Origin of the sequence: Silanimonas sp. (assembly GCF_044377035.1) — a bacterium.
In the GTDB taxonomy this organism is placed as follows: domain Bacteria; phylum Pseudomonadota; class Gammaproteobacteria; order Xanthomonadales; family Xanthomonadaceae; genus Silanimonas.
The window spans coordinates 1-16,559 of the sequence record NZ_JBILJW010000032.1; the positions used below are offsets into that span (position 1 = coordinate 1).

At 68.8% G+C, this 16,559-nt stretch carries 12 protein-coding genes, 2 tRNA genes and 1 pseudogene; 11 read left to right on the plus strand and 4 right to left on the minus strand.

The window, feature by feature from the left end; translation table 11 throughout:
• From ACIQ6S_RS13405 to ACIQ6S_RS13430, 6 genes and pseudogenes are all read left to right on the plus strand, one after another.
• Positions 1-358: pseudogene (locus tag ACIQ6S_RS13405) on the plus strand (ATP-dependent Clp protease ATP-binding subunit ClpX); the annotation flags it as partial.
• Positions 359-481: 123 nt separating this feature from the next.
• Positions 482-2,947, plus strand: coding sequence for an endopeptidase La (lon, locus tag ACIQ6S_RS13410; protein ID WP_397608796.1), 2,466 nt, complete (start codon positions 482-484; stop codon positions 2,945-2,947).
• 195 nt (positions 2,948-3,142) lie between these two features.
• Positions 3,143-3,415: an HU family DNA-binding protein gene (locus ACIQ6S_RS13415; RefSeq protein WP_297864878.1), complete on the plus strand. Its 273-nt coding sequence runs from the start codon at positions 3,143-3,145 to the stop codon at positions 3,413-3,415.
• Between the two features lie 17 nt (positions 3,416-3,432).
• A tRNA-Val gene (locus ACIQ6S_RS13420) sits at positions 3,433-3,507 on the plus strand.
• Between the two features lie 10 nt (positions 3,508-3,517).
• Positions 3,518-3,594 (plus strand) — tRNA-Asp (locus ACIQ6S_RS13425).
• 69 nt (positions 3,595-3,663) lie between these two features.
• Positions 3,664-5,655 (plus strand): SurA N-terminal domain-containing protein, encoded by a 1,992-nt coding sequence (locus ACIQ6S_RS13430; protein WP_397608797.1) that lies wholly within the window; start codon positions 3,664-3,666, stop codon positions 5,653-5,655.
• A gap of 134 nt (positions 5,656-5,789) precedes the next feature.
• On the opposite strand, the gene ACIQ6S_RS13435 is transcribed toward ACIQ6S_RS13430, so the two are convergent.
• Both ACIQ6S_RS13435 and ACIQ6S_RS13440 read right to left on the minus strand, forming a co-directional pair.
• Positions 5,790-6,587, minus strand: coding sequence for an enoyl-ACP reductase (locus ACIQ6S_RS13435; protein WP_397608798.1), 798 nt, complete (start codon positions 6,585-6,587; stop codon positions 5,790-5,792).
• 81 nt (positions 6,588-6,668) lie between these two features.
• A complete protein-coding gene (locus ACIQ6S_RS13440; RefSeq protein ID WP_397608799.1) occupies positions 6,669-7,904 on the minus strand; it encodes a transglycosylase SLT domain-containing protein in 1,236 nt (411 codons plus the stop codon).
• A 45-nt stretch (positions 7,905-7,949) separates the two neighbouring features.
• Here ACIQ6S_RS13440 and ACIQ6S_RS13445 point away from each other — a divergent pair, with 45 nt between their 5' ends.
• From ACIQ6S_RS13445 to ACIQ6S_RS13460, 4 genes are read left to right on the plus strand one after another with little or no spacing between them, the layout of a single operon-like run.
• Positions 7,950-8,630: a methyltransferase domain-containing protein gene (locus ACIQ6S_RS13445; RefSeq protein ID WP_397571926.1), complete on the plus strand. Its 681-nt coding sequence runs from the start codon at positions 7,950-7,952 to the stop codon at positions 8,628-8,630.
• 22 nt (positions 8,631-8,652) lie between these two features.
• Entirely contained in the window at positions 8,653-9,102 is a 450-nt protein-coding gene (rnhA, locus tag ACIQ6S_RS13450; protein ID WP_397571927.1) for a ribonuclease HI, read from the plus strand.
• On the plus strand, positions 9,099-9,809 hold the full coding sequence (gene dnaQ, locus ACIQ6S_RS13455; RefSeq protein WP_397571928.1) for a DNA polymerase III subunit epsilon: 711 nt from the start codon (positions 9,099-9,101) through the stop codon (positions 9,807-9,809). Before rnhA ends, dnaQ begins: the two co-directional genes overlap by 4 nt.
• Positions 9,806-11,320 carry a serine/threonine-protein kinase gene (locus ACIQ6S_RS13460; protein ID WP_397608800.1) on the plus strand — a complete coding sequence of 505 codons (1,515 nt, stop codon included), beginning with the start codon at positions 9,806-9,808 and terminating at the stop codon, positions 11,318-11,320. Before dnaQ ends, ACIQ6S_RS13460 begins: the two co-directional genes overlap by 4 nt.
• Positions 11,321-11,323: 3 nt before the next feature.
• On the opposite strand, the gene ACIQ6S_RS13465 is transcribed toward ACIQ6S_RS13460, so the two are convergent.
• The gene (locus tag ACIQ6S_RS13465; protein WP_397571930.1) at positions 11,324-12,028 is read right to left on the minus strand and encodes a PP2C family protein-serine/threonine phosphatase; all 705 of its coding nucleotides are present in this window, start codon (positions 12,026-12,028) and stop codon (positions 11,324-11,326) included.
• A gap of 13 nt (positions 12,029-12,041) precedes the next feature.
• Positions 12,042-15,227 carry an autotransporter domain-containing protein gene (locus ACIQ6S_RS13470; protein ID WP_397608801.1) on the minus strand — a complete coding sequence of 1,062 codons (3,186 nt, stop codon included), beginning with the start codon at positions 15,225-15,227 and terminating at the stop codon, positions 12,042-12,044.
• Between the two features lie 115 nt (positions 15,228-15,342).
• Here ACIQ6S_RS13470 and ACIQ6S_RS13475 point away from each other — a divergent pair.
• Positions 15,343-16,559 (plus strand): hypothetical protein (locus ACIQ6S_RS13475; protein ID WP_397608802.1); only part of this gene is annotated, 1,217 nt, incomplete at its 3' end.

Sequence of the window (16,559 nt, forward strand, 5' to 3'; positions counted from 1 at the left end):
CGTGCTGGCGACCCTGGATGACCTCGATGAGAAGGCCCTGGTGAAGATCCTCACCGAGCCGAAGAACGCCATCGCCAAGCAGTTCAAGAAGCTGTTCGACATGGAAGGCGTGGAGCTGGAGATCCGCCCGGACGCCCTGGCTGCCGTGGCCCGCAAGGCGCTGAAGCGCAAGACCGGTGCCCGTGGCCTGCGGACGATCCTCGAGTCGGTGCTCCTCGACACGATGTACGAGCTTCCCTCGAAGGAGAACGTCAGCAAGGTGGTGGTCGACGAGTCGGTGATCGAGCACAAAACCGAGCCCTACCTGATCTACACCACCCCGGCGCCGGCACCGCAACGTGCCGCTTCCGGCGACTGAGGTCGGGCGCCAACATGAATACCAGCAAGCCCCGCCCGGTTTCCGAGGCGGGGCTTGTTGTTTCCGGGGCAGGGCGTCCCCATCCTGCGTCCATGGGCCGACACCGGCCGCAAGGAGCCTGACATGAGCCGCGAATCCACCCACGACCTGCCGATCCTGCCGCTGCGCGACGTGGTGGTGTATCCGCACATGGTCATCCCGCTGTTCGTCGGGCGCGACAAGTCGATCAAGGCTCTCGACGTGGCCATGGCCGCCGACAAGCAGATCCTGCTGCTGGCGCAGACCAGCCCCGAGACCGACGACCCTGACGGCAGCGACCTCTACCGCATCGGCACACTCGCCACCGTGCTGCAGTTGCTGAAGCTGCCCGACGGCACCATCAAGGTTCTCGTCGAAGGCGTGTCGCGCTTCAAGGTGAGCGACGTGCGCGATGTCGAGGGCGCGCTGATGGGCCGCGGCGTGGTGACCGAGTCGATCGCCAGCGATGACGAACGCGAGGCCGACGTGGCCCGGCGCTCGCTGCTCGCGCTGTTCGAGCAGTACCTGAAGACCAACCGCAAGCTGCCGCCGGAACTGATGACGACGCTGTCGGGCATCGACGATCCGGAGCGCTTCGCCGACACCGTGGCCGCGCACGTCAGCGCGCGCCTGGTCGACAAGCAGAAGGTGCTCGAGACCGCGAAGGTCATGGAGCGCATCGAGATGCTGATCGGCCTCGTCGAAGGCGAGATCGACGTCCAGCACATCGAGAAGCGCATCCGCGGCCGCGTGAAGTCGCAGATGGAGAAGAGCCAGCGCGAGTACTACCTCAACGAGCAGATGAAGGCCATCCAGAAGGAGCTGGGGGATGGCGAGGAAGGCACGAACGAGGTGGACGAGCTGGCCAAGAAGATCGCCAAGGCCGGCATGCCCAAGCCCGTCGAGGCCAAGGCCAAGGCCGAGCTCAACAAGCTCAAGCAGATGTCGCCGATGTCGGCGGAAGCCACCGTCGTGCGCAACTACATCGACTGGCTGGTGGGCGTGCCGTGGAAGAAGCGCAGCAAGGTGCGCAAGGACCTCAAGGCGGCGCAGCAAGTGCTCGATGCCGACCACTTCGGCCTGGAGAAGGTGAAGGACCGCATTCTCGAGTACCTCGCGGTGCAGTCGCGCGTGTCGAAGATGAAGGGCCCCATCCTCTGCCTCGTCGGGCCGCCTGGCGTGGGCAAGACTTCGCTGGGCCAGAGCATCGCCAAGGCCACGAACCGCAAGTTCGTGCGCATGTCGCTGGGCGGCGTGCGCGACGAGGCCGAGATCCGTGGCCACCGGCGCACCTACATCGGTTCGATGCCGGGCCGCATCGTGCAGAACCTCAACAAGGTCGGTTCGAAGAACCCGCTGTTCGTGCTCGATGAGATCGACAAGATGAGCATGGATTTCCGCGGCGACCCGTCGTCGGCGCTGCTGGAAGTGCTCGATCCCGAGCAGAACCACAGCTTCAACGACCACTACCTCGAGGTCGATCTCGATCTGTCCGAGGTGATGTTCGTCGCCACTTCGAACTCGTTGAACATCCCCGGCCCGTTGCTCGACCGCATGGAGATCATCCGCATCCCCGGCTACACCGAGGAGGAGAAGCTCAACATCGCGACGCGCTACCTGCTGCCGAAGCAGCTGAAGGCCAATGGCCTGAAGGACGGCGAGCTGGTGGTGGCGGAGTCGGCGCTGCAGGACGTGGTGCGCTACTACACGCGCGAGTCCGGCGTGCGCAGCCTCGAGCGCGAGATCGCCAAGATCTGCCGCAAGGTGGTCAAGGAGATCGCGCTCGCCGGACCGATGCCCGTTACGAAGAAAACCGGGAAGCCCGCGGCGCGCAAGCCCGTCAAGGTCGATGCGAAGAACCTCGACAAGTGCCTCGGCGTGCGCAAGTACGACTTCGGTCGCGCCGAGGCGCAGAACGAGGTGGGCCTGGTCACTGGGCTCGCGTGGACGGAAGTCGGCGGTGACCTTCTGCAGATCGAAGCCAGCCTGTCGCCGGGCAAGGGCGCGTTGCTGCTGACCGGCCAGCTCGGCGACGTGATGCAGGAGTCGGCGAAGGCGGCCTACACCGTGGTGCGCTCGCGCAGCGCGGCGTTCGGCATCGATCCGGACTTCCACCAGAAGCTCGACACCCACGTGCACGTGCCCGAAGGCGCGACGCCGAAGGACGGCCCGAGTGCCGGCATCGGCATGGTCACCGCGCTCGTCTCGGCCCTGACCAAGGTGCCGGTGCGCGCCGACGTGGCCATGACTGGCGAAATCACCTTGCGTGGGCGCGTGCTGCCGATCGGCGGCCTGAAGGAGAAGCTGCTCGCGGCGCTGCGCGGAGGCATCCGTACCGTGGTGATCCCGGATGAGAACCGCAAGGACCTCGTCGACCTGCCGAAGTCGGTGCTGCAGGGCCTCGAGATCGTTCCCGCCAAGTGGATCGACGAGGTCCTCGACGTGGTGCTGGAGCGTCCGCTGGTGCCCCTCGTCGTCGTGGCCAAGGAGGAGGCGCCGGCCACGGCCGAAACCACCAAGGAAAAGGCCAAGGCCGACGACGGTGGAGCCGACGCGGGACGGGCGCACTGAGCGGGAAAACGCGCGCGGCCAGAATCGCTGCAAGCCGCGCCGTTGCTGCGTTTCGTTTGTTGCGACGCTGAAATGCCGCTGGTATAACGGCACGCAGCCCCGGTCCTCGCACCGGCGGGCTGAATGCCGCTGGCGCCCGCAGGACGGTGCGCCGGCAGAACACATCCGCGGGGAAGCCCGCCCAGGGAGTCAAGAATGAACAAGTCTGATTTTGTCAACGCTGTCGCTGATGCCGCCGAGCTGTCGAAGGCCGACGCCGGTCGCGCCGTCGACGCCGTGGTCGAGACCATCAAGAAGGCGCTGAAGAAGGGCGACACCGTGACGCTGGTCGGTTTCGGCACCTTCGCCGTCCGCAAGCGCGCCGCCCGCCAGGGCCGCAACCCGCAGACCGGCGCGACCATCAAGATCAAGGCCTCGAAGTCGCCTGCATTCAAGGCTGGCAAAGCGCTGAAGGATGCAGTAAACTAACGTTCTCGCTCGCCTAAGGGTGCTTAGCTCAGCGGTAGAGCGTCGCCCTTACAAGGCGAGGGTCGGGGGTTCGAAACCCTCAGCACCCACCAAGTTTTCGGCGGAGTGGTAGTTCAGTCGGTTAGAATACCGGCCTGTCACGCCGGGGGTCGCGGGTTCGAGTCCCGTCCACTCCGCCACTTTCTACTCAAAGGCGCCGCAAGGCGCCTTTGTTTTTTCTAGACCTTGCGTTGGAGCCTGCGCTCACCATGCTTCAGAGAATCCGTGAACACACGTCGGGTTGGTTCGCTTGGGTCGTCATCGGCCTGATCATCTTCGCCATGGCGTTCTTCGGCATCGAGCAGTATTTCCAGACCCGCATCGATACCTATTCCGCCAAGATCGAATCGCCGCCGACCTGGTGGCGCGATGCCCCTTCGGATGGCGCCACGGGCCGCCTCGCCCGTGCCTTCGTCTGGGACAGCGTCGAGATCTCGCAGGCGGAGTTCCGCGAACGCTTCGACCGCTACCGCGAGCAAGTGCGCGCGCAGGCCGGCGACGCTTACGACGCCGAGCAGGTGGAGAGCATCGAGACCAAGCGTCTCGTGCTGGACGGCCTCGTCGACGAGAAGATCCTCGAGATCGCGGCACAGCGCGACGGCGTGGCGGTGGATGCCTCGCAGATCCGCAAGGCCATCCTCGAGATCGACGGCATCACGCAGGACGGCGAGTTCATCGGCGAGGACGCCTACAAGATCTGGCTGCAGTCGCGCGGCCTGACCGCCGCGGGTTTCGAAGCCCTGATCGCCCGCCAGCTGACGACGTCGACCCTGCCCAACGCCGTCGCTGAGAGCGGCCTCGTGGGCGATGCCGAACTGGAGAACCTGCTGAAGCTGCAGCAGGAAACCCGCGACCTGCGTTTCGTCGAGATCCCGCCGCCGGCGCTGCCAGCGGACGCCACCAATGATGCCGCCCTCGCGGAATGGCATTCGGCCAATGCGGAGCGCTACAGCACCGAGGAGACCGTCACGATCTCCTACCTCGAGCTGGACGCCGCGAGCATCGCCGTGGCTTCCGAGCCGACCGAGCAGGACCTCCGCGATCGCTACGAGAGCGAAAAGGGCCGCTTCGGCACCGAGGAAGAGCGCGTTGCCGCGCACATCCTGATCGCCGTCCCGGCGGATGCGGACGACGCCGCCATCGAGGCCGCGCGTTCGAAGGCCGTGGGGATCGCCGAACAGGCGCGTGCGGAAAGCGCTGATTTCGCGGCCCTGGCCGCGGCGAACAGCGAAGACCTGGGCACCAAGGATCTCGGCGGAGACCTCGGCACGATCGGCAAGGACGTGTTCCCGAAGCCGTTCGAGGAAGCCGTTTTCGCGCTGTCCGAGGGCGGCGTCAGCGACCCGGTCCGCACCGACCAGGGCTGGCACGTGATCAAGCTGACCCAGCTCGTGGCGGGCTCGCAGCAGCCGTTCGAGGCCGTGCGCGACCAGCTCGCCGCGGAGTTCGGCGAATCGGAGCGCGAGCGCCTCTTCAACGAGAAAAGCGGCACGCTGGTCGACGCCATCCTCCGCGAGCCGAACTCGCTGCCGGCCGTCGCGCGCGCGATGGATGTCGAGGTCAAGACGACCGAGCCGTTCACCCGCGCCGCTGGCGACAGCGTGGCGGCGATCGAGGCGGTGCGCGCGGCCGCGTACTCGCGCTCGCAAAAGGACGATCGCCTCGTCAGCGATCCGATCGAGATCGGCCCCAACCAGGTCGTCGTGCTGCAGGTGACCGAGCATGCGCCGTCGGCGCTGCGCCCGCTCGCCGAGGTCCGCGACCAGGTGCAGGCCGACCTGCAGGCCGACCGTCTGGCCACCGCGGCGCGCGAGCGCGCGGAAGCCTTGCTCGAGCGTGCGCGCAAGGGCGAGACGCTCGACGCGCTGGCCACCGAAATCGGCGTCGTGCCGCAGGACAGCAACGGCGTGGCGCGCCAGGCGGGTTTCCCGGATCCGGCGATCGCCACCGAAGCCTTCCGCCTTCTGCCGATCGAAGCGGGCAAGCCGTCCGATGTCGGCCTCGCCGAACTGAGTGGCGGCCGCTTCGCCCTCGTCGTGGCGACCAAGGTGACGCCGGGCGACACCAGCACGCTGACGCCGGACGTGCGCTCGCAGATCCGCGCGCAGCTGGCGCAGATGCGTGGCGACATGGAACGCCAGGCCTTCGTCAAGGCGCTGCGCGGCCAGTTCGAGATCAAGGTCGCCGAAGAGCGCCTGTGATCCCGGGCGGCCTCGGCCGCCCGCGGTTGTCCCGGTTCGCGCCGGGGCGACCAACGAAAAGCCCGGCGTAAGCCGGGCTTTTCTTTTCCGCGTCGGTAGGGCGTTGCCGCTCAGGCCCGGCGTGCGGAGAGGTTTCAGTGGCTGTCGCTGTCCAGGCCGGCCATGCCGAGGGTGCTGTAGCCGCCGTCCACGTAGGTGACTTCGCCGGTGATCCCGGCCGCGAGGTCGGAACACAGGAACGCGGCGGCGTTGCCGACGTCCTCGATGGTGACGTTGCGACGGATCGGCGCGACCTCTTCGACATGCTTGAGCATCTTGCGCAGGTTGCCCACGCCCGAAGCGGCCAGCGTCTTGATCGGGCCGGCCGAAATGCAGTTGACGCGGATGCCTTCCGGGCCGAGGTTCAGCGCGAGGTAGCGCACGCTCGCCTCGAGGGCTGCCTTCGCTACGCCCATGACGTTGTAGCTGGCCAGGGCGCGCTCGGCGCCGAGGTAGCTGAGCGTCAGGATCGCCGACTGCCGACCCTTCATCATCGGGCGCGCGGCCTGCGCGAGCGCCGACAGCGAGTAGGCCGAGATGTCGTGCGCGATGCGGAAGTTCTCGCGCGTGAGGTGGTCGAGGTAGCCGCCGTCCAGCGCTTCGCGCGGGGCGAAACCGATCGAGTGCACGAGGATGTCGAAGCCGTCCCAGTGCTTGCCGAGCTCGGCCATGCAGGTGGCGATCTGCGCGTCATCGGCCACGTCGAGCGGGATCACGATGTTCGAGCCGTACTCGGCGGCGGCATCCTCGACGCGTGATTTCAGCTTGTCGTTCTGGTAAGTGAACGCCAGCTCGGCGCCTTCGCGACGCATGGCCTCGGCGATGCCGTTGGCGATCGATCGCTGGCTGGCGATGCCGGTGATGAGGGCGCGCTTGCCCGCAAGGAAACCCATGGAACCTCCCGATGGTCAGGCGTCGACGACGCCGCAGCGCGACAGTGTGACGAGGCCCGCGGGCCGCGCCAACTGTACGCCTCAGTCTGGAATGCGCAGGGTTCGCCCGATGCGCAGCGGGCGCGCCGCGTCGATGCCGTTGAATGCGGCGAGGGCCCGCACCGTGGTGCCGTAGCGGCGTGCGATGCGCCAGAGCGTTTCGCCGGAACGGACGGTGTGCTGGCGCGGCGCCTCGGCCGGCGCTTCCTCGTTCCCTGCTAAGGGCGCGGACGACGAGGCGATCGGCGTCATCGCGACGGCGGAGCCCACCGGCGCGAGCAGGCGGCGTGGGGCGCCCGGCAGGGCGATGCCCGCGCGATAGGCGGGGTTCCAGCGGGCAAGGCTTTCCGGCGAGGTGCCCCAGGCGCGTGCCACGGCGTCGAGACGGGTCGCGCCGTCCGGTGCGCGGCGCGCTTCAAGTGGCGTGAACGCGTCGACCGGCAGGGTCAGGCCATGGCGGGCGGGTTCGGCGATCAGGCAGGCAAGGGCGTGCAGCTTCGCGACGTAGGCGTAGGTGACGCTCGACAGGCCGGCGGGGAGCCGGCGCTCACCCGAGACCCGCGAGGCGCCGTCGCGGGCGAACGCGCGGCGGAGGCGTCCTTCACCGGCGTTGTAGGCCATGGCGGTCGCCCGCCAATCGCCGAATTCGGCGTGGAGGACGGCGAGGTAATCGAGGGCCGCGTCGGTGGCATCGACCGGCGACAGGCGGCCGTCGTAGCCGCGCCCCACCTGCACGCCGTGGTTGCGCGCCGTGCTGCCGATCATTTGCCACAGCCCCGTCGGGCCGCCGGGGCCGCGGGCTTCCGGGCGATAGCCGCTCTCCACGATGGGGATCAGCGCGAACTCGCCGGGAAGGTTGCGGGCTTCCACGGCCTCGACCACATAGGCCATGAGCGGCAGCGCTTCCCGCAACTGGCGCTCGAAGCTGGCGGGGTGTCCGGCATAGCGTCGGCGCCATTGGCGGTTGTGGTCGCCGCGGACGCACACCGGTGGACCAAAGGAACCGGCCAGGCGCTCGAACAGCACACGGCCGTCGGCGATCCGGGCCGGGGGAGCAGGTTCCGCCTCAGCCTCGGCCTCGGGCCGGGGGACGCTGGCCTTGGGCGCTGGGGTCGGTGCGAGCCGCAAGGGCTCGTTAGGCTCCTCGACCGCCACGGGGTCGGGCGGCCCGGCGGGCACCGGGGCCGGCAGCGTCGTGCAGCCCACGGCGAGGCTAGCCAGGGCCAGGACGGCCGAGGCTCGACGGATCAGACGGGCAGGGCGGGGGAACAGGGGCACGGGCTCAACATCGGGCACGCGGCCCTTTGCCGCACAATCGCGACCATGCCGGCCCTCCAACTCCCCCGTCAAGCCGAAGCCCTGAACCGCTGGCTGGTCGTTCCTCCCGCTCGACGCCTGTTGCTCGACGCTCAATCGGCCTGGATCGAGCGGGGCGCCGATGGCGGCGGACAGGTGTGGCTGCGGATGCTTCCCGAACTGGACTGGCCGGTGCCGGAGCCTGCCGCCTGCTTCGCGGAGAGCTGGACGCTGGCGCCCGACGCGGGCCGCTGGCAGGGCGCCTGGCGCTCGGACCTGCACACGCTGCCGATGGCCAGCGCCGCGGTGAGCCGGATCGACCTGCGCTTCGTCCTCGAGTCGGTGCCCTCGCCCGAACGTCTGGTCTCGGAGTGCGCGCGGGTGCTACGCCCAGACGGGCGCCTGTTGGTGTTCGGCCTGAACCCGTGGGGCGTGGCACGGCTGCGCTGGGGGCGGCACGGCGTGCGGGCTTTGCCGTGCTCTCGCATGGTCGCGCTGTTGCGAAGCGAGGGCCTCGACGTCGTGGGGCAGCGAACGCTTGGGCCGCGTTGGCGGCCGGCCGCGCACGACGTGGTCCCCGGGACGACGCGGATGGACTGGGGGCGCGTGGCTTGGGCCCTGCTGGCGGTGCGCCGGGACATCGGCCTGACGCCGCTGCGCCGCCCTGCCGCGGCTTGGCGCGCCTCTCCCGGGGTACCGGCCTCCTGAGTCGGGCCCGTATCATCGGGCCATGAAGTCGATCGAAATCCACACTGACGGCGCCTGCCTCGGCAACCCGGGACCGGGCGGCTGGGCCGCGTTGCTCCGATTCAACGGCACCGAGCGCGAGCTCGTCGGCGGCGAAGCGCAGACCACCAACAACCGAATGGAACTGATGGGAGCGATCGCCGCGCTCGAGGCCCTCAAGGAGCCTTGCGCGGTCGTGCTGCACAGCGATTCCAAATACGTGCTTCAGGGCATCAGCGAATGGATGCCAGGCTGGAAGCGCAAAGGCTGGAAGACCGCTGGCGGCGGCGCGGTGAAGAACCAGGACCTCTGGCAGCGCCTGGATGCCGCGGCGGCGCAGCACCGCATGACCTGGCAGTGGGTGAAGGGCCATGCCGGGCACGCCGACAACGAGCGCGTGGACGTGCTGGCCCGCACGCAGGCCGAGCGCTATCGCAACGGGGCCACGGCGTGAGGCAGGTCATCCTCGACACCGAGACCACTGGCCTCTCCTGGGAGAAGGGCAACCGCGTCGTCGAGATCGGCTGCGTCGAATTGCTGGAGCGTCGCCCCACGCGCAGGCATTTCCAGCGCTACCTCAACCCCGAGCGCGAGATGGAGCCGGGTGCGGCCGAAGTCACCGGCCTCACTTGGGATTTCCTGCGCGACAAGCCGCTGTTCCATGAGGTGGCGCAGGAGTTCCTCGACTTCATCCGCGGCTCGGAGCTGGTGATCCACAACGCCGCCTTCGACGTCGGCTTCCTGAACGCCGAACTGGCGCGGTTGGGCCCGGAATACGGCCGCATCGACGACCACGTGATCGGCGTGCTCGACACGCTGGCGCTGTCGAAGCAGCGTTTCCCCGGCCAGCGCCATTCGCTCGATGCCCTGTGCAAGCGCCTCGGCGTCGACAACGGGCATCGCACGCTCCACGGCGCGCTGCTCGATGCCGAGCTGCTGGCCGATGTGTACCTGACGATGACCTCCGGGCAGGGCGAGTTCTCGCTCGGCGCCGAGGCGGGTGAGAACGGGACGTCCCGTGCCGCGGAAACCGTGCTTCGCCCCTTGGCGGCCGTGGTGCGCCGGGGCATCCTGCCGGAAGAAGCCGAAGCCCACGCGCAGCGCATGGCGGGGATCGCGAAGAAAGCCGGCGGAACGGTGCTCTGGGGGAGCGAAGCATGAATTCGACGGTGCTGCTGCAGGCGGTGGACATCGCTATTCCCGGCTACCGCATCCTGCGCACGCTGGGGCAGGGCGGCATGGCCTCGGTCTTCCTCGCCGTGCAGGAGTCGCTGGATCGCGAAGTGGCGCTGAAGGTGATGGCACCGGCGCTGGCCGCGAGCCCGGAATTCGCCGAGCGCTTCCTCAAGGAAGGCAAGCTCACCGCCAAGCTGCAGCACCCGAACGTCGTGACCATCCACGACATCGGCGTGCACAACGGCATCTATTACCTCTCGGCCGAGTTCATCCCGCGCGGCACGCTGAAGGAACGCATCACCGACGAGGGGCTGTCGGTGGGCGAGGCGCTGAACGTGCTGAGCGACATCGCGCACGGCCTCGATTACGCCCATGAGAAGGGCGTGGTGCACCGCGACGTGAAGCCGGGCAACGTGTTGTTCCGCAAGGACGGCCGCGCCGTGCTGGCCGATTTCGGCATCGCCAAGGCGATGGACGGCGGCACCAGCTCGACGATGGCGGGCATGTCGGTCGGTACGCCGGACTACATGAGCCCCGAGCAGGCGCGCGGCGAGCCCGTGGACGGCCGCTCCGACCTCTACAGCCTCGGCGTGATGCTCTACGAGATGCTGACCGGCAAGCCGCCGTACGAGGCGCCGGACGCCTTCTCCGTGGCCCTCTCGCACATCACCGAGCCCCTACCCACACTGCCCCCACAGCACGCTTGGCTGCAGCCGCTGCTCAACGGCTTGATGTCGAAGATGGCCAGCGAGCGCTACAACACCGGCGCTGCCGTCGTGGCCGCCGTGCAGCGCATGTTGCCGACGGCCCCGCCCGGTGCCGTCGATGTGCAGGCCTTCGAGGCGCGCGAGGGTATGGCGCGTTCGGCCCCGGCAGCGACGCAGCAGCGCACGCGCGTCAGCGACAAGGCGGCGAAGCAGGCGGGCGCGGGGGGCGACGACACGTCGAACCCGTGGCCGCTGCGCATCGGCCTCGGCGTTGCCGCGGCGGCCGTGGTGGGCGTACTGCTGTGGGCGCCGTGGCGCTCGACCGAGCCCACCCTGGTGCCGACGCTGGTCGCGGATCAGCCCGTTTCGGGCCCGGGCGTGGCGACGTTCGAGACGCCGGGCGAAACGGGCGTGGCGACCACGACGATGAGTGCGGACGAGATCGATCTGACGTTGCGGCAGGCGGAGGCGTACTTCCAGCAGGGCACCCGCAAGACGCTCGAGAACGGCAAAGCGAACGTCAGTTTCGGTTTGCGCCTCGTAGGCGATGATGACAGCGCTTCAGGATTGTTTCGGAAGGTGCTCGCTGCGGATCCGACGAATCCTCAAGCGCTGGCGGGTGTCGAGGCTGTTGCGGCCTTCCATCGCGACAACGCGGGTGCGTTTTGTGCGCAAGAAAAGTGGACCTCGTGCGGTCTGTTTGCGCGTCGAGGCCTTCAGGCGATCCCCGACGACCCTGAGCTGCTCAAGCTGAAGGAAACCGCTGAAGCCGCCCAGCGCGGCCTCTGAGCCTCAGGCGCGGCGCAGCAGCACCGCGGTGACGTTGTCGCTGCCGCCGCCATCGAGCGCGGCGGCGATCAGGTGGTCGACGCACTCCTGCGCGCTGATGTCCTTCTGCGCGACCGCCTTGGCGATCATGCCGTCGTCCACTTCCTCGGTGAGGCCGTCGCTGCACAGCAGGATGGCCATGCCCGGGCGCAGTTCGCCGGCCACCGTCTCGACATTGAGCTTGTCCGGTTCGGTGACGCCGAGCGCCTTGGTGACGACGTTGCGGTAGGGGTGGCTGCGCGCCTGCTCCGGCGTGAGCTGGCCCTGGTCGATCAGCTCCTGCACGTAGCTGTGGTCGGAGGAGACCTGCTGCAGCTTGCCGTTCCACAGGTAGGCGCGCGAGTCACCGACCCAGGCCAGTTCGAAGCGATGGTTCGACGCCACGCGCACGGCGACGACGGTGGTGCCCATCGGCATGCTTTCGTTGCGCCGCTTCGACTGCCGGATGATCTCCTCGTTGGCACGAAGGATGGCTTCGGCCAAGGACTTGCCGGCGCGCACCTCGCGGACGATGGCGTCGCGCGCGAGGGCGCTCGCCACTTCACCGGAGTCGTGCCCGCCCATGCCGTCGGCCACCAGCCAGAGGCCCAACTCGGCGTCGCCGTAGTAGGTGTCCTCGTTGAGTTCGCGGCGGAGGCCGACGTGGCTCAGGTGGCCGAATTCGATCATCGCCAGATCCTACTCAGAACTCGCCGCGGATGCCCAGCGCAAGATTGGTCTGGGTGAAGCCGGACTTGCCGATCACCCGTTCCACGTAGACGAAGCCCGAGCGGCCGCCGGCGAACAGCACCGAGAGACCGCCACCGATGCGGAAGAAGCTGCTGTCGATCGGATCCCCCTCGATGCTGAAGCGCGTGGCGCTGGGGTCGGCCAGGAAACGGGCGCCGACGCGCTGCGGGTCGTCGCGGTACTCGTGCTCCCACTCGATCTGCAGGTGCGGCATGAGGATGCCCCAGTCGCGGCTCAGCGCCGTGCTGAACTTCGTGCCGATGACGCTCGCCAGCGACGTGTGGGTGCCGGGGAAGATCTCCAGCGCGAGGCCACTGCCCGCGCCGCCGCCGATGACCTCGCGGCCGGCGTCGAAGTCGATGCGCGAATACAACAGGCGGCCATAGGGCCCGATGTTCCAGGTGCCGGCCTGGTAATCGCGGCCGACCGTGCTGGCGACCGAGAGCAGATCGCCGTCGAGGCGCCCGCGGGCGGTCTGGTCGATCGTGCTGGTGCCGCCGGGGCCGGTCAGCGTGTAGCGGATGCGGCGCAGGGTCTCGTAATCGTTGCGGCCCCAGGTCAGGACGGCATCCGTGTACCAGCTCGCGTCGCGGTAGAAGGTGGCGTAGGCCGAAAGGCTGTAGCCATCGGCATCGACATTACCCTCGCCGCCGTCCAGCTCGGTGTCCTGCTTGGTGTAGCCCAGCGAGGCGCCCGCGACGAAGCCGTCGCTGAATCGGTAATCGAGCCCGGCCGTCAGGCCATTGATGTCGAAATCGTAGGCCGGCGTGCGCCGACCGACTTCAGACTCGCCGCGGCCGATCGTGCCGGAGACGAAGTAGCCCCAGCGGTCGAAACCCGCACCCGCTTCCGTGGTCTCGTCCGCATTGAGGGCCTTGCCGACGAAGCTCGTGACCGGGATCGCGCCGGCCGGCGAGGCCAGCGCCAGTCCGCCGAAGGCGCTGCCCTGCGTGCCCGACCGAAGGGCGGCGATGCGCGCCTTGAGGTTGTCGAGCTGCGCCTGTCCGGCTTGCAGGGCGACGTTCACCATCGCCAGCGTGGTGTCGGGAAGCAACTGGTCGAGGGCGTCGGCGATCTGGCCGGGATTCGCACCGGCGAAGCTCTGGCAGCGGGCGAGCAGGTCGGCTTGCTCCACCGTGCGCTGTGCGGCGGGAAGGCGTGCGATGGCCGCGCAGGCGTCCTGGATCACACCGCCGAGTTCGCGTTCCGGACCGGTGAGCCCGGGGAGGTTCTCGAGGTTGTTCGCGGTGGCCGCGACGGTGGTGCTGAGGCCCGGTGTGCTCGGAACACTGGCCTGGATGCTCACGACGCCATTGCTGTTCGCGCCCAGGGTCACGACGGCACTGACGCGGCCATCGGCCCCGGTGACCTTGGTGATCTTCGGCGTGGGGCCGCCGTCGCCGGTGACCGTCGCGTCGCCCTCCACGCGGATGTCCACGACGACGCCAGCCTCCGGCTGTCCGTTGCCGCGCACCTCGATCACGATCGGGTTGGGCAGCGGTAGCCCGGGCAGGCCCTGCTGGTTGCCGCCCGAAACCAGTGCGAGCGTCCGGACGAACGTGGAAGTCAGTGTGAAATCGACGGTGACCTGGGCGTCGTCCGTCCGCGCGGCGCGGACGACCACCGTGCCCGGCGTGGCGCCGAACTGCAGGCCCGTCTGCGCGCGCCCTGCGCCATCGGTCGTCGACTGGGGGCCGACGAGGGTGGCGTCACCGGACACGACCGACCAGACGAGGCCGATGCCCGGGGCTGGAGCTCCGTTGTCGCGTGTTTCCACGATGAGCGGGTTGGGCAGCGCCGTGCGCGTCGGAGCGTTCTGGTTGTTGCCAGAGACGGGAAGGATGGTGCGGACCAGCGTCGAAGTCAGGGTGTAGTCGAGCCGGATCGATGCGTCATCCGTCCGTTGGGCGCGCACGATCACGGTGCCGGGTGTCGCGCCGAAGAGCACGCCGGTCTGGACGCGTCCCGTTGCATCGGTGGTCGTCGTTGGCGAGACGAGTGTGGCGTCGCCGGAAACCACCGACCAAGCCACGCCAATTCCGGCGTACGGAACGTTGTTGTCCCGTGCTTCGAACACGAGCGGCTGCGGCACCGCGCTGCGGACCGGCGCGGACTGCCCGTCACCGGAGACCCGCACCGCGGATCGCGAGAGCGTCGAGGTCACGGTGAAATCGATCGATGCCGTGGGTTCGTCGGTTCGCGAGGCGCGGACGACGACCGCACCCGCGGTGGGCCCGAACAGCACGCCGGTCTGCGCGCGGCCGGCGGTATCGGTGGTGTTCGTGGTCGACACCAGCGTCGCGTCGCCGGAGACGATGCTCCAGTTGATCCCGATGCCGGGCGTCGGCGTTCCGCTGTCCCGCGCCTCGACCGTGAGCGGGCTCGTCAGCGCTTGCCGCGTTGGGCCGACCTGGCCGCCGCCGCCAACGGATGCGAGTGTTCGCACCACGGGCGGTTGCACGGTCACGGTGTAGTCGACGAAAAAGTCGGACCTGTCGACCCGGCTGGCCGAAATGGTGGCCGTACCGGTGCCCGGCCCGAAGGTGGCCACGACCGTGCCGATGCCCGCGCCATCGGTATTCGTGGACGTCGAGGACAGCGTTACAGGGCCAGTCGCAAACCACAGGATCGTCGTCCCAGCCGGAACGCCACTGTCGTCGGCGGCCACCTGGATCGTCCGGCTGCTGCCTTGCTCCGCGTTGAAGCTCACAGGCCCGACGGGGCTGAGGTTGCGGATGACCGGCACCGTCGCGGTAACGGTGTAGTCGATGATGAGGTTGGCCGGCGAACCGAAGCAGCCCGCCGTGCATTCGATGCGCACCACCATCGTTCCGGCGGCAGGGCCGACGTTGATGAACGAGTTTCGCGAGCCAGGCAGGTTCGTCTCCGACGGCGGAGAGACGTTGCCTCCGGTGGTGTCGGTGATGATCGACGTCGTCGTGGTGATCGCGGTGCCACAGCCGCCGCCGCCGACCGTGTAGTCGACGCTGAGGCTGTCACCGGTGTTCGCGATCAGCGACGTCACGCTATTCGGCGTGATCTCGCAGTTGATCGTCGCGAAGGCCGGCTGGGCGAGCAGCGCCAAGGCGGTAAGAGAGAGCAGCCGCACGCAGCGGCCGAGCAACGCGGAACTGGTCATCGAAGACTCCCCGGGGGCTGGGCACGCGTCGCATTTCCCCATGCGGGCGTGTATACACGTGGCCACGAGTATAGCCACGAAGCCGGCCGCGTCCGGCAACTGCCCGGAGGCCCCCATGGCCGGTCGTCCTGCCCGTGTTCCCCGCGTCCCGACCTCGTCCCGATTCGCGTCCGCCCTCGCGGTGTTCCTCGTCTCGTTGGCGGCCGGCGCCTCTGCGCCCGTGGCGGCGCAGGACGGCCCCAGTGTCCGCAACGCCGAGGATCTCCTGGTCGTCGATTGCCTGCTGCCCGGGCAGATCCGCCAGCTCGGCCGCCAGGCCAGCTTCATGAGCGCGCGTCGGCCGATCCGCACCACGCAGGCGGATTGCCAGATCCGCGGCGGCGAGTACGTGGCCTACGACCGAGCGAACTACCAGACGGCGCTGAAGGTGTGGCTGGATGCGGCGATGGGCGGCAGTGCCGAAGCGCAGAACGCTGTCGGGGAGATCTATGCCAAGGGTCTTGGCATCGAGCCCGACTTCGGCATGGCCTTCCAGTGGTTCAAGAAGGCGGTGGAGCAGGGCGACAAGCGCGCCATGATCAACCTCGGCTGGTTGTACGAGGAGGGCCTTGGCGTCGAACGCGACGCGGCGAAGGCAGTGAACCTCTACCGCCAGGGCGCCGGCATCGAGGACGAATTGATGTATGCGTCGGTGGTGCAGGTTGAACTCGCGCAGCGCGACCAGCGCATCGAGGGGCTCGAGCAGGATGTCGCGCGCGAGCAGGCGGCGGCCGAAGCGCTGCGCGCGGAAGTGTCGCGGTTGCGGTCGCAGTTGGCCGAACGACGTGCCGCCCTCGCCAGCGCGCGCGCGGAACTGGTGGCCACGCGGCAGAAGCTCGAAGCGGCGAAGCAGGCCGAGGACCCGGCCCTGCAACGCTTGTTGGAAAACACGCTGGCCGAACAGGAATCGCAGATCGGCCGACAGCGCAACCTCATCGCCGGGCTGGAGCGTCAGGTCGGCGCGGGCGGTGGTCTGGCCGCACGCCTCGAACTCATCGACCCGCCGCTGGTGGCGATGCGCGGCCGACCTGCCGCGGTGGTGCGCGGCGGCCCCGGCGAACGCACGATCACTGGACGGGTCGCCGGCGCCGGCGAGGTCAAGAGCGTCACCGTCAACGGCACCGAGGTGCCGCTCAGCGGTGCCGGCATGTTCCAGGCCAAGCTGCAGGCGGCGGAGGCGGGTACGCCGGTGAAGGTCAGCGCGACCAAGGCCGATGGCGGCGTTGCCACGCTCGAGTTCACGCTGATGACGGCAGGCGGTGGCTCGGCCATCGCCGCGGCCGAGACTGCATC